This is a genomic window from Streptomyces sp. NPDC048254 (genome assembly GCF_043201895.1).
GTDB lineage: Bacteria > Actinomycetota > Actinomycetes > Streptomycetales > Streptomycetaceae > Streptomyces.
Map to the genome: position 1 here is coordinate 11770 of NZ_JBICZJ010000038.1, position 13175 is coordinate 24944.

Here is a 13175-nt window from a genome sequence, read left to right on the forward strand (position 1 = left end):
GAGGCCGGCTGGACTCAGGGAACGAGCCGCCACTGCTCGATGTAGCCGACGTCGATCGCGGCCCGGTCCTGGACCCGGAGCTTCCAGGTGCCGTTCAGGGACTGTGCGGAGGCGTTGACGGTGAAGGTCTGGTCGACGTTGTCGGCGGAGCCGCCGCTGCGGTTCAGGAGGGAGTAGACGGTTCCGTCGGGGCCGACGAGGTCGACGGTCAGGTCGCCCCGGTAGGTGTGGATGATCTTGACGTAGACCTGGGTGGTCGCGGAGGCGTTCCCGGTGCGGCCGGTGACGGTGACCGGGGACTCCACCGCGGCGCCGTTGTCGGGGATGTCGACCCGGGTGGCGCTGGCGTAGACGTAGGCCACCTCCCAGGAGAAGTGCTCGGTGGCGGACGCGCCCGTGGCGTCGGTGACCGTGATCGTCACGTCACTGGTGCCGAGCGTGGTGGGGGTGCCGGAGATCAGACCCGTGTCGCTGATGGTCAGTCCGTCCGGCAGACCGGTCGCCGTGTACGTCAGTCCCGCGCCGGAGTTCGTGGTGTACGCGTCCGTCTGGAGCGACACCGCCTGCCCGACACCGCTGATCTGGTCCGCGATCGGTGCCACGTTGACGCCGAGCGCGATCCGGTTGCCCACGTTGATCGCCGCCCACGCGTCGGCGACGGCGAGGTAGGAGGGGCTGTAGGCGCCGAAGAGGTCGGCCGCGGCCTGGAGGGTGGCCGTACGGGCGCCCGCGTAGTTGGTGCTCGACGTCATGTAGGTGGTGAGCGCCCGGTACCAGACCTGCTGGGCGTTCTCGATACCGATGCCGGTCACCGGCCGGCCGTCGTAGGTGGGGCTGTCGTAGGCGACCCCGTTCACGGTCTTCGCACCGCTGCCCTCGGAGAGCAGGTAGAAGAAGTGGTTGGCCGGGCCCGAGGAGTAGTGGACGTCGAGTCCGCCGAGGGACGGGCTCCAGTTGTCGCTGGACGCGCCGTCCTTGGACGGTTTGTCCATGTAGCGCAGCGGGGTGCCGTCACCGTTGATGTCGATCTTCTCGCCGACCTCGTAGTCCGGGACGTCCGCGGGCAGGTTCTCGTAGAACTCGACCGCGGCGGCGAAGATGTCGGAGGTCGCCTCGTTCAGGCCGCCCGACTCGCCGGAGTAGGTGAGGCCCGCGGTGGCGGCGGTGACGCCGTGGCTCATCTCGTGGGCGGCCACGTCGAGCGCGGTGAGCGGGTGGGTGTTGCCGGAGCCGTCGCCGTACGTCATGCAGAAGCAGGCGTCCTGCCAGAAGGCGTTGACGTAGTTGTTGCCGTAGTGGGCACGGCTGTAGGCGGCGACGCCGTCGTTGCGTATGCCGTTGCGGCCGAAGACGTTCTTGTAGAAGTCCCAGGTGGCCGCCGCGCCGAAGGCGACGTCCACGCCCGCGGTCTGCCGGTTGGCCGCTGTGCCGTCGCCCCAGACATCGTTGTCGTCGGTGAAGAGGGTGCCGGTGCCGGAGGTGCCCTGGTTCAGGTCGTACGTGCGGTGTCCGGCACGGTCGCCGTCGACGAGCTGGTAGGTCGAGCCGGAGAGTGTGGTGCTGAGGGGCACGCTCCCGTTGAACTGCCCGGTGCCGGTGCCGGTTTCGACGCCCTGGTACCGGAACAGCTGCTTGCCCGACGCCGCGTCGGTGATCACGTGGAGTTCGTTGGGCGTGCCGTCGTCCTGGAAGCCGCCGACCACCGACTCCCAGGCCAGGGTGGGCTTGCCCGAGGCGGCCCAGACGACGAGCCGGGGGGCGCGGTCGGCCTTGGGCTGCTCGGCGCCGGCCTTCGCGGCGGTGCTGAGCGCCTGGGCCTTCGCCGCGGCCGAGGAGATCTTCGCCGTGGTGGAGGGAAGCGTGAGGGCCGCCTTCGTGGCCTTCGACACGGTGAGGCGGCCGCCGTTCTCGTGCACGACCAGGTCACCGCCGAGGACGGGCAGGCCGGCGTAGGTGCGTTCGTAGCGGGTGTGCGTGGTGCCGTCGGCGTCCTGGGTCACGTCTTTGACGACGAGCTTCTCTCGGGCGCCGAGGCCGAGGGCGTTCGCGGTGCCGGGGGCATCTGTCGTGGCGCTCTTGAGCAGCGCGGTGCGCTTCGCCGGCGAGAGCGCGGCGGGGGCCGCTCCGGCTCTGGGGGTGGCCTGGATCCTGGCGGGGCCGCGCTGGTCGCCGGCCGCGGCCAGCGCGGTGCCGTTCTGGATACCGGCCGCGAGCAGGGTGGTTGCGGCGGTCAGCGCCAGGGTGACGCTGTATCTGACGCGACGATGGTGACCGTCCTGCCGGGACATGGCGTTCTCCTTGCTGTGGGGTGGTCGGGCCCGGTGGAGCCCGGGAGAGCGGGTCGGCTGGGTCTAGCCGTCCGGCGGCGCGCGGGTGAGTTGGGGGGAGGGGGCGGGGGGAAGGGCACGGCGTGACGGGATGGCGTCTGCTCGGCCGTGCCGGAGAAGGGTGGCGCGATGTGGGTTTTACGTGAGCCGGCTGTGAGGGGGCGGTGAACTTTCGGAGAGCAGATTGACACCCCGTGATCGCGGCTGTCATGAGCGCATCAGAACAACGGCTGGAACTGGTGGTTGCGAGCTAGGGTTTCGAGTACCGCGACAACGGTTTCAGGCCGCCCGGAGCGGACGGCCCCGCCCCGGAGAGGCGCCACCAACTGTCCGTCCGGCGACGGGAGTTCACCGGCCGACCGACGGCATGCCGGAGGGGCCCGGCACCGGATTGCGGTACCGAGCCCCTCGAGAGCGCTTCAGCTCCTCAGGAGGACGGGCCCCAGTCGACGGGGCTGGTCGTGAAGGAGCCGGGAGAGGTCAGCGGCAGGTTCACGAACGAGGCCGCCCGCGGAGAGCGCTCGACCGTGTAGGTCCCGCCCGCCAGAGCGGCCTGCTCCTGCGGGGTGGGCAGGAGCGAGGCGTGGAAGCCGGCCGGCGGCCGGCTGTTGACGACGATCTGGATGCGGTAACCGACCGGGATCCGGGTGAGGTTCGACAGCAGCGAGATGTCGTGGCGCGTGGTCCTGCCGGGCACCACCGCCCGCTGGGAGGCCTGGGTGAAGGGGTGGCCCGGCTTCAGCAGGGTGCCGTTGTCTCCGTACCAGCTGTCCCGGGAGTCCAGCGCGCGCTGACTGCCGAGCAGGATCCCGTCGGCCTGCTTGGTCACAGTGCCGTCGGGCGCGACGATGTTCAGCGTCGCGGTGAGTTCCGTCTCGGGTGTCGTCGACTCGGCGTAGAGGGTGACGTCGGTCGGTCCGTCGAGGACGGCGGCCCGGGTCAGCGGAGCCGTCGTGTACGTCAGGGTGTTCGCGGAACTCGCCGCCGCCCAGGCCAGGCTGTCCCGGCCGGCGGCCGACGGCTTGCCCGGGGTGAGGGAGCCGTCGCCGAGGTAGTAGGTCCGGGCGTGGTCCGACGGGGGCCACGCGGCACTGTCGACCCAGCGGTTCGCGCCGTTCTCGAACAGGTGCAGGGGCGTGGAGGTGGACGCCATGCCGGTGGGCTCGTTCTTGAGCCAGGTGTCGAACCACTCCAGGCGGATGGCCTGAAGAGTGCTCTCGTCGACATGCTCGCCGTGCGTCCAGGGCCCGACGATCGCCTGGTAGCGACCGGTGACCGGCTGTCCGGCGGTGACGGGGGTGTTCAACGGCCGGTGGTGGTACGCGTTCTGCGCGGAGACGTAGGCACCGAGGTTGCCGCCGGGGAACAGGTCGTTCCAGCCGCTCTCGGTGAGCGCGGGGATGCCGTTGGCCACGATCCGCGGAATGAGCTTCCGCACGTTCCGCGCCTGCCAGTACGCGTCGTTGTACGAGCGTGAGCCGCCGTTCGCCTGCTGGGCGATGGTGACGGACTGGGGGTCGCTGGCGGGGTCGTCCTCCGGCCCGCGCGGCTCGGCCCGTGCGATGCCGGCCACGAAGGTGGTGGGGATGCCGCCGTCGGCGGTGAGGTCGTTGTAGAAGTCGGAGTCCGTGCAGAACGGTGTGATCGCCTTGAGGGGAGAGTGCTTGCCCACCGCGGCCGCGGTGAACCACTGGTTGACCCCGAGGTAGGAGCAGCCGTCGAGACCGACCCGGCCGTCGCCGCCGGACAGCGTATGGGCCGCCCAGTCGACGAGTTCGGCCCCGTCCTTGCCCTGGCGGCCGCCGAACCAGTCGACTTGGCCGCCGGACGCGCCGGTGCCGCGTACCGCGGAAGCCACGTAGATGTAGCCGCGCCGCACGAAGTAGTCACCGGTGCCGGTCGGGTCGGAGCGGGCCGTGCCGTACGGGTTCTGCGTCAGCAGCACCGGATAGGTCCCGGTCGCCCGCGCGCCGGTCGCCGGGTCGGTCGGGTAGATCACCTCGACGGAGATACTGACCCCGTCGTCCATTCTGACGGTGGTGTGCTCGGGCGTGCTCACTCCGTAGGAGGCGGGCTCGGGCTGCCACCGGGTGCCGGACGGGGCGGCCGCATCGGCCGCCTGCCCTGAGGTCAGGGCGCCGAGCAGACCCAGTACGGCCGCTCCGGCACGCAGGCGGGTGTTCCTCATGGGTGTGTTCATGGGCACGTCCTTGTCATGCGGGCCGACGGGCGGCGCGCGCCGTACGGATCACGCAGACAACACGGGCTGTGCCGCCCCGAGCAGCGGTCGGCGGTTCAGCGGGAACAGCGGCAGGAGGTTCCGGCCGAAGTTCTCGTTGGTCAGCTCGGCCAGCACGAGGTAGAAGGCGACCGCGGCCAGGACGATCTCCAGCCAGCCCGCCGACTTGAGGGCGAAGTCCTGCGGCACCCCAGCGCCGGAGGCGCCCAGGTAGGCGGTGATCAGCATGACGATGGTCAGCGTGAGCAGGCCGAACGCGGTCAGCACGACCCCGTTGGTGCCGGTGCTGGCCACCGCGAAGACCACGGTGACGACCAGCCAGGCGATCAGGAACATGCCCAGCGACTGCGCGACCGAGTGCCCGGCCGCGGCCCCCTCCTCCGGTCCGCTCGCCGCCCCCTTGGCCGTCGCGGCGCTCATCGCCTGGGCCACGATGTGCGGGGCCACCCAGAACTCGATGGCGGTGTAGCCCAGCCAGAACGCCCCGTAGGCGGTCAGGAAGGCGGCGGCGAAGCTCGCCCCCGCGGCCAGCGCGAAGAAGCCCGCGATCAGCTGGACGAGGCCGCCGTAGAAGAACGTCCCGACCAGGATGATCGAGCCGTTGGCCGCGCTGAACGCGCCGATGGTGGTCAGCCCCAGGGCGAGCGAGCACCATGCGAAGCCCGCGGCTCCGATCGCTGTGGCGTGACCGATCGGGGAGCCGCCGGCTCTGGCGGGCGGCTGTTCCGTATCGGGGGTTGTTGTCTCTGACACCTTGATCCACTCCTTGCTCCAGGAGGAGTCGGTGGGGTCGCCGAACGCACGCCACCGACCGAATGTTCGGTAGCTTTGGGTAAGGGGGAAGTGCCTGTCAAGGGATCGCGCACGGTGGTGAGTTCCGGTTTCGAGGCAGCCGGGACCGCGGTGGTACGGCGTACGGGGACGGACGCGCGGTCCGGGCGGCGCCGACCTGGAGCGACGTGTGGCGGCTGACGCGGCGACCCCTCGGACGCTGCCGGAACCGGCGCTTCCGAGGGGTCGCCTTCAGCCCGCTAGCGGCGGGCCGGTACCAGCACCCGTGCGGCGGATCGGGTCGGCCGCGAGAAGGGGGTGCTGCCCGGCCGGGCGGGGTGGTGCGGTGGGGGAGTGGGCGATCGGCGGCGACATGGCTGCCATGAGCCGCCGGACGCCCCCAGGGGATGGTCAGACCTTGCGGTAGGAGTACGCCTCCACGGCGGCCGCCTCCACCGCGCCGAGGTCGGCGCCGGTGGCCGCCGTCACGACCGCGGCGACCGCGCCCTCGACGAACGGGGCGTCCACCAGGCGGGTGCCGTCCGGGAGTTCGTCGCCCTCGGCGAGCAGTGCCTTCACCGTGAGCACCGCACTGCCCAGGTCGGTGAGGACGGCGACCCCCGCCCCCCGGTCCACGGACGCGGCGGCGGCGGCGATCAGCTCCGCACTGGTGCCGAGCCCGCCGCCCTCGGTGCCGCCCGCCGCGGCGACCGGCACTGCAGTGCCGCCGCCCGTCAGGCCCTTGGCCAGTTCGGCGACGGAGGCGGCGACCTCCGCGCTGTGCGACACCAGCACGATCCCGACCATCTTGCCGTCACTCATCGGCCGCCTCCTGAAGTCCCGCGACGAGCAGCGCCGACGAGGTGGCGCCCGGATCCTGGTGACCGATGCTGCGTTCCCCGAGATAGCTCGCCCGGCCCTTGCGGGCCTGCAGCGGGGTGGTCGCCAGGGCGCCCTCCTCGGCGGCGGCCCGTGCCGCACCGAAGCCGTCGCCGAGCGCGTCGACGGCCGGCACCAGCGCGTCGATCATCGTCTTGTCGCCGGGCGCGGCCCCGCCGAGCGCCATCACCTTGTCCACCCCGGCCCGCAGCGCCTCGGCGAGCTGCGCCTCACTGACCTCGGCCGCGTCGCCGAGCGCCTTGCCGGTGCTGCGCAGCAGCGTCCCGTACAGCGGCCCCGACGCGCCGCCGACCGTGGAGATCAGCCGGCGTCCGGCGAGCGTCAGCACGGCACCCGGGGTATCGGGCGCCTCCTCCGCCAGCGCGGTCGTCACCGCCCTGAACCCGCGTTGGAGGTTGCTGCCGTGGTCGGCGTCCCCGATGGCGGAGTCGAGGGCGGTGAGCCGCTCGGCCTCACGGTCGACGGAGGAGGCGGTCGCCGCCATCCAGCGGCGGAAGAAGTCGGCGTCGAGCACTGGATCTCCTTGCGTTGCGGTACGGGCGCGGGTCGCTGCGGTCTCTCGCTCACATTCCCCAGCGCAGGCCAGGCGTCTTCACCGGCGCGTCCCACAGCCGCAGCAGCTCCTCGTCCACCTGGCAGAGGGTGACCGAGGCGCCGGCCATGTCCAGGGAGGTGACGTAGTTGCCGACCAGCGTGCGGGCGACGGTGACACCGCGCTCGGCGAGCACCCGCTGGACCTCGGCGTTGAAGCCGTACAGCTCCAGCAGCGGGGTCGCGCCCATGCCGTTGACCAGGGCGAGCACCGGGTTGCGCGCGGGCAGGTCCTCCAGGATGGCGTTGACCGAGAAGTCGGCGATCTCGCCCGAGGTCATCATCGCCCGCCGCTCCCGGCCCGGCTCGCCGTGGATCCCGATGCCCAACTCCAGCTCCCCGGGCGGCAGATCGAAGTTGGGGCTGCCCTTGGCCGGGGTGGTGACGGCGCTCAGGGCGACACCGAAGCTGCGGGAGTTCTCGTTCACCTGGCGCCCGATGGCCTCCACCCGCTCCAGCGGCTGTCCCTCGGCCGCCGCGGCGCCCGCGATCTTCTCCACGAACAGGGTGGCGCCGGTGCCGCGCCGGCCCGCGGTGTAGAGGCTGTCGGTGACGGCGACGTCGTCGTTGACGAGCACCTTTCCTACCTGGATGCCCTCGTCCTCGGCGAGTTCGGCGGCCATGTCGAAGTTGAGTACGTCGCCCGTGTAGTTCTTCACGATGAACAGGACGCCGGCCCCGCTGTCCACGGCCGCGGCGGCGCGCGCCATCTGGTCCGGAACGGGGGAGGTGAACACCTCACCGGGACATGCCGCCGACAGCATCCCCGGGCCCACGAATCCACCGTGCAACGGCTCATGCCCGGAGCCCCCGCCGGACACCAGCCCGACCTGCCCGGCGACGGGGGCGTCCCGCCGTACGATCACCCGGTTCTCCACGTCGACGGTGAGATCGGGATGGGCGGCCGCCAGGCCCCGCAGCGCATCCGCCACCACGGTTTCCGGGACGTTGATCAGCATCTTCATGGCTGTCTCCCAAGTAGCCTAGCAGGTAGTTCTCTGACCTGCAGTTTCCCTGTTCAGGCGAGGTGTAGCCGGGTGTTGATCTTGGCGGTCTCAGGCGCTTGGCGGCGGGTCCTGGCGGTACTGATGCTGACCAGATGCTGACTTAACTGACGAGTCATCAGTCTCTCCGAGGATCCCTTGAGGCCGGTGGACGGGCGTCCTGCTCATCAGTATCGACCTTGCAGCAGTGAAGGTCATGTGCGCTGCGGGTCCCCGTTTCGCCGGCGCCGGCTGTGCCGCTGCTGGAGCCCCGCGCCCTTGTGGGGGCGGATATCCTTCGAGGATGGGAAGCTGGTGGTCGGCCCAGGCCGAGCGCCGGACCAGCAGCGGGAGAAGGCACTGGCGACGGGCTTCCCATGGTGGGTGGTGTCGACACCGTGGTCACGGGACGGGACCGACCAAGGGGCCGCCACCTCGAACGCGAACTCTGCGCCGCGCTCATGCCTGCGGCAAGGCGGTCACGGCATAGCCGACGTCGATGACGACGAGGGCGGGCAGGTTACCGATCTGCCACTGACCTGGCACAGGTGCAGCGAATGGGAGGGGCGGGTTGCTGAGCTGGGGTTTCTCGGTGGAGTGTGTGTTGACCTGGGAAAACTCATCTCCGTAGTTCTCACGGGTCAACGCCGTTTCCCAGGCTCATGTGCCCTGGATGTGCCCTCGTAGATGGGCTCGGCTCAGATCCACATGTTCGACGCAGTGACCGCAGTAGTCGCCGCCAGGATGGTCAAAACGGCCCATACGATCGCTGCCCGTGGAAGAGCGTGCTGTGCCCCTCCAGCGATCTCGGATGGTCTCCGGCGGCGATGTTGATGTTCTGGAGGGCCTGAGCAACTTGGTCCGCCGTTGGATCTTGCTGCCCATACGGCATTGTGGCCCGCAGTTCCCCGATTCAGCTGGACTAGCCGAGCACGGACCTGGTCGAGGAGACCTTCCAAGGCTGACCGGTGCACGGCCCAGTACAGCGTGACCAGACTGCGGTCCCGTCGTGCCAGACCCTCGCGCGCCCAGAGCTCGGCCCAGACGCTGACCAGACCGATCTCCACGAGGTCCGCACCCACACCGTCGTCACGCAGGTCGGCGTCCTCGGCGAGGGGGGCGTTGACGACCGAGGCCATCGTTCGGAGGCCGAGTCCGCGCAACTCGGCAGGTGTCGTGGGACTTACGGGGGACTCTCCGTGTGTCCCGCTCACCGGGACGGACTTTCTGTTCCCTGCACTCGTCACACCCTTCTCTCGGCCACTTCTCGGGGAAGCGCGGCAACCGGAGACGCTTCGGCGCTCAGGGCCCGTCCATGGCCATCGGGTTACGTGTACAGATTGGTGAAATTAGTTAGCTGATTGAACCGTATTCGAAGGAGAGTGGGTACGGCAATGCCCCGGACATCGGCGCAGGCCGGAGCCTTGCCGGCAGAGGCCTCGGCAAAGGGGACATCCGGGTCAAGAACCGGAACCACCGCGGACCCTGGCCGGTCCGGGCGTTCCGGACGCAGCCGCTCGTCAGCCCTCAACGCGTGTGGTGAGCAGGTCCCTTCGGACGTTCACGCCTTTGGTGTGTGGGCCAGGTAGGCGAGGACTGCCAGGACCCTGCGGTGGCCGCTGTCGCTCGGCGGCAGGCTGAGTTTGAGGAAGACGTTGCCGATGTGTTTGTGGACCGCGCGCTCGGTGACGACGAGGGTCCGGGCGATGGTCGCGTTGTCGTGGCCCTCGGCCATCAGCGCCAGCACCTCACGCTCGCGCGGGGTGAGCGAGTCGAGTGGCGAGTCCTTGCGGCGGGTGAGGAGTTCGGAGACCACCTCGGGGTCCAGCGCGGTGCCGCCGGCGGCGACCCGTTCCAGTGCGTCGAGGAACTCGTCGACCCGGCCGACCCGGTCCTTGAGGAGATAGCCGATCCCGTTGGTGCCGCCGCCCAGCAGTTCGCCGGCGTACGACTCCTCGACGTACTGGGAGAGGACCAGCACCGGCAGTCCGGGAATCGCCTGCCGGGCTTCGAGCGCGGCGCGCAGACCCTCGTCCCGGAAAGCGGGCGGCATCCGTACGTCGAGTACGGCGATGTCCGGGCGGTGCTCCAGGAGCGCGGGCATGATCTCGGGCCCGCTGCCCGCGACGGCCAGGACGTCGTGTCCGGCCGAGGTCAGCAACAGGACCAGCCCTTCCCGCAGGAGGGCGTTGTCCTCGGCGATCACCACACGCACGGCAACTCCACTTCGATCACGGTCGGCCCACCGGCCGGGCTGGACACCTCCATCGTTCCGTCGAGTGCCGCGACCCGCCGCCGCATGCCGAGCAGCCCCGAGCCGCCGGTCTCGACGGCACCGCCACGGCCCTCGTCCCGGATCCGGACCCGCAGGCTGCGCCGAGCCCGGACGAGCCGGACCTCCGCGCGGGGCACCCCGCTGTACTTGGCCACGTTGGTCAGCGACTCGGCCACCACGAAATAGGCCGCCGCCTCCACGGCCGCAGGCGCCCGCACCCCTTGCTCCAGACCCCCGTCGTCCAGGGCGACCTCCAGGCCGCTGCTCGCGGCCAGCGCCCGCAGCGCGCCGACGAGGCCTCGGTCGGTCAGGATCGGCGGATGGATGCCGCGGACGACGTTCCGCAGCTCCGCCAGCGCCTTCTCGGCCTGGTCCTGTGCCTCGTCGAGCAACTTGCGCGCGGTCTCCGGGTCCCGGCCGTAGGCGCGTTTGGCCAGCCCGATCCGCATGGACAGCGCCACGAGCTGGGCTTGCGCCCCGTCGTGCAGATCACGCTCGATACGGCGCAGTTCGGCACCGTGCGCGGCGATCGCGTCGGCCCGCGTCTGGGCCAGCCGCTCCACCTTGGCCGTCAGCAGTGCCTGCGGGGACGGCTTGAGCAGGGCCGTCGACCAGTCGGCCTCCAGGTCCGCGAGTCGCACGATCAGCGGCAGCACGACGGCCTCGCGGCGCAGCGGCCCGCACCACGCGCCGTCGACGAGCAGCCCGACCGGCCACAGCGGCAGGGCGAGGGCGAGCAGGGCGCCGTAGAACCAGTAGGCGACCATCCAGCGCAGATCCCTGCGGGTACCGGGATCCCGGACCGCCATGACCACCCGCTCGCGCACGGTGCCGGTCAGGGGCTGGTACACCTCGGGGATCTTCACGCCGGTCCAGGCAGCGGTGAGGTTCCGCTTGGCCCCCGCGATCCGCCGGACGAGCAGCACCGTCTCGGGCAGCAGCCAGATACCGGCCAGTGCCAGCGTGCCGACGGCGGTGATCAGCAGCACGGTGATGAAGATCCACGTGCCGAACGCCATGAGCGCCGTCAGAAAGAGGTGAGCGGTGGCCTTCCCGGCGCGCTGCACCGATTTCCACATGGCAGGAAGTTAAGTGATTTACTTGAGTTACGCAAATATCGGTTGAGGTGGGCGAGTTCCCGCGGGGTGCAGTGGGCTACACCCCCGGTTCGGGAGTCCGCTTCCGTGTGCCGAGAGGCGAGCGACGGAATCGTGGGAGGCCCAGACCACGAGAGCCCCGAGCTCCCCGCCCCTGAGGAACACGATGAAGCCGAAGTCGCTGTTTGCCACCCTGAAGTCGTTGGTCGCCGATCTGCTGCTCTGGTCGTTCTTGGTAGTCGGCATGGCCGCCTCCGTGGGAGCCGGCGCGGTTCTGGACGGCACGGACAAGAACGTCGCCACGCTCGCCGGGGTCGCCGTGTCGCTGGTGGCGGGAACACGCATCGCGAAGAAGCCCAGGATCAAGGCGTTCCTGTCGACACGGCCCGTGTTGTGGTTCCTGTTCCTGTTCAACGGCGCTGTGGCGGTGGCCGCCTACTTCGTCGTCGACGGTGCGAAGGGCATGGCGACCGCCGGCGCGATGGGCCTGGTCGCGCTGGGAGCGTTCGGAGGACTGGTGACAGGCCGCCGCACGGCCAGGGGCGAAGCCGGTCGGTCCGTACCGGACACCCGCGTCATCAGCCGATAGGGGCCCCGGAGCCCGGCTCCGGCACCGCGAACCCACCACCTGCGTCCATCCGACCACCGGCTCCGCCGTCACGCACCGCACGGTGCGAGGAAAGGAATCCCCCCCGTGACCGTACGCCGCCGCCATCGCATCACTGCCGTCGCCACCGCCGCAGCCGCTGTCGCGTTGACCGCGACACTCACCGCCGGCTGCGAGTTCGACGACTCGCTGGACTGTCTCTCCAATGCCGACACCATCGCCGACAGCGTCACCGCCATCAACAAAGCGGGTGCGGACGCGATCGAGGATCCCACGCGGACCCAGGAGTCCATCGACACCATCGAGAAGAATCTCGACAAGATCAACGACAAGACGGACGGCAACAAGCTCGACGCTGCGGTCGATGACCTGAACAGGGCCGTCGCGAACTACAACAAGGCCATCCTGAACGGGGACACCACCCCGGACACCAGCAGGATCGACGCGGCGGCCGACCGGTTGAAGGACGTCTGCAGGTCGTGAACCGGTGTCCCGGACAGGTCCGCCTGCGAGACCTCGTCCTCAGTGACAGGTGTCTTCGATGAGAAGTGACGCATGACCACGGTAGGTATCGCCACCGGCGCCGCCAGCGGGACGGGAGAGGCATGCGCCAGGCGCCTCGCCGACGTGGTGGACGTGCTGTTGCTCGTCGACGGGAACGAAGCGGCCGTGGCCGCGGTGGCGAAGGACCTGTCCGGTCACGGGAAGCGTGCCCTCGTGGAGCCGTTCGCAGCCGATGTCACCGACCGGGAGGACCTCGCCCGGCTCGCCGACCGGGTCAGGGAGGCCGGCACCCTCCGAGCCGTCGCGCACGCCCACAGCATCCCGCCCGAGCAGACCGACTGGCGCCGGATCATCGAGGCCGACTTCGTCGCGGCGGCGCTGCTCACCGAGACGCTCCGGTCACTCGCCACGGCCGGTACGGCCTTCGTGTACCTGGCCTCCGTGTCTCCGCTGATCGCGCACGTCGAGCCCGACCCGGCAGTGGCGGCCGTTCTGGACGACCCACTGCAGGAGGACTTCCTCGACCGGATCCGGGAAGCGGTCGGTCCGGCGGTCGAGGATCCGGCCTGGGCGTATCCGTGGGCCACGTACGGCGTACACCGCCTGACCCGCGCGGAGGCCGTACGGCTCGGCCCCGCAGGCGCCCGCGTGTGTTCTGTGTCGCCGGGTGCGATCGACACCCCGGAGACTCGGCCGGAGGCGGCACGGTACGCGTCGATTCGGCAGCTCATCGAGCGCACGCCACTGGGCCGCGTCGGCCGGCACGAGGAGGTCGCCGCCGTCGCCGCCTTCCTGCTGTCGGACGAGGCGAGCTTCGTGAACGGCGTCGACGTCGTCGTCGACGGCGGCCTGTGCGCCTCCTTGCAGGAGAACTGACGCCG

The 13175-nt window shown here is 70.4% G+C and carries 12 protein-coding genes; 3 read left to right on the forward strand and 9 right to left on the reverse strand.

What is annotated here, in order from left to right; translation table 11 throughout:
• Positions 1-14: 14 nt before the first annotated feature.
• The 9 genes from ACGFZQ_RS51140 to ACGFZQ_RS51180 all read right to left on the reverse strand — a co-directional run bounded on the left by ACGFZQ_RS51140 (position 15) and on the right by ACGFZQ_RS51180 (position 11165).
• Positions 15-2288: a M4 family metallopeptidase gene (locus tag ACGFZQ_RS51140; RefSeq protein ID WP_393846351.1), complete on the reverse strand. Its 2274-nt coding sequence runs from the start codon at positions 2286-2288 to the stop codon at positions 15-17.
• 466 nt (positions 2289-2754) lie between these two features.
• Positions 2755-4527, reverse strand: a complete 1773-nt coding sequence (locus tag ACGFZQ_RS51145; protein ID WP_393846352.1) for a CocE/NonD family hydrolase — start codon at positions 4525-4527, stop codon at positions 2755-2757.
• Positions 4528-4575: 48 nt separating this feature from the next.
• On the reverse strand, positions 4576-5319 hold the full coding sequence (locus tag ACGFZQ_RS51150; protein ID WP_393846353.1) for an acetate uptake transporter: 744 nt from the start codon (positions 5317-5319) through the stop codon (positions 4576-4578).
• Positions 5320-5748: 429 nt separating this feature from the next.
• On the reverse strand, positions 5749-6159 hold the full coding sequence (locus ACGFZQ_RS51155; protein WP_393846354.1) for a PTS-dependent dihydroxyacetone kinase phosphotransferase subunit DhaM: 411 nt from the start codon (positions 6157-6159) through the stop codon (positions 5749-5751).
• Positions 6152-6751, reverse strand: coding sequence for a dihydroxyacetone kinase subunit DhaL (gene dhaL / locus ACGFZQ_RS51160; protein ID WP_382530546.1), 600 nt, complete (start codon positions 6749-6751; stop codon positions 6152-6154). Before dhaL ends, ACGFZQ_RS51155 begins: the two co-directional genes overlap by 8 nt.
• Positions 6752-6800: 49 nt before the next feature.
• Positions 6801-7793, reverse strand: coding sequence for a dihydroxyacetone kinase subunit DhaK (gene dhaK, locus ACGFZQ_RS51165; RefSeq protein ID WP_393846355.1), 993 nt, complete (start codon positions 7791-7793; stop codon positions 6801-6803).
• Positions 7794-8270: 477 nt separating this feature from the next.
• Positions 8271-8456 carry a hypothetical protein gene (locus ACGFZQ_RS51170; RefSeq protein WP_393846356.1) on the reverse strand — a complete coding sequence of 62 codons (186 nt, stop codon included), beginning with the start codon at positions 8454-8456 and terminating at the stop codon, positions 8271-8273.
• A gap of 916 nt (positions 8457-9372) precedes the next feature.
• Entirely contained in the window at positions 9373-10026 is a 654-nt protein-coding gene (locus tag ACGFZQ_RS51175) for a LuxR C-terminal-related transcriptional regulator (protein ID WP_393846357.1), read from the reverse strand.
• The gene (locus tag ACGFZQ_RS51180; RefSeq protein WP_393846358.1) at positions 10014-11165 is read right to left on the reverse strand and encodes a histidine kinase; all 1152 of its coding nucleotides are present in this window, start codon (positions 11163-11165) and stop codon (positions 10014-10016) included. The genes ACGFZQ_RS51175 and ACGFZQ_RS51180 overlap by 13 nt, the downstream gene beginning before the upstream one ends.
• 184 nt (positions 11166-11349) lie before the next feature.
• Between ACGFZQ_RS51180 and ACGFZQ_RS51185 the strand changes: the two genes are divergently transcribed.
• From ACGFZQ_RS51185 to ACGFZQ_RS51195, 3 genes are all read left to right on the forward strand, one after another.
• Positions 11350-11772 (forward strand): hypothetical protein, encoded by a 423-nt coding sequence (locus ACGFZQ_RS51185; RefSeq protein ID WP_393846359.1) that lies wholly within the window; start codon positions 11350-11352, stop codon positions 11770-11772.
• Positions 11773-11877: 105 nt separating this feature from the next.
• The gene (locus ACGFZQ_RS51190; protein ID WP_393846360.1) at positions 11878-12273 is read left to right on the forward strand and encodes a hypothetical protein; all 396 of its coding nucleotides are present in this window, start codon (positions 11878-11880) and stop codon (positions 12271-12273) included.
• A 72-nt stretch (positions 12274-12345) separates the two neighbouring features.
• Positions 12346-13170, forward strand: coding sequence for an SDR family NAD(P)-dependent oxidoreductase (locus tag ACGFZQ_RS51195; RefSeq protein WP_393846361.1), 825 nt, complete (start codon positions 12346-12348; stop codon positions 13168-13170).
• Positions 13171-13175 lie beyond the last annotated feature (5 nt).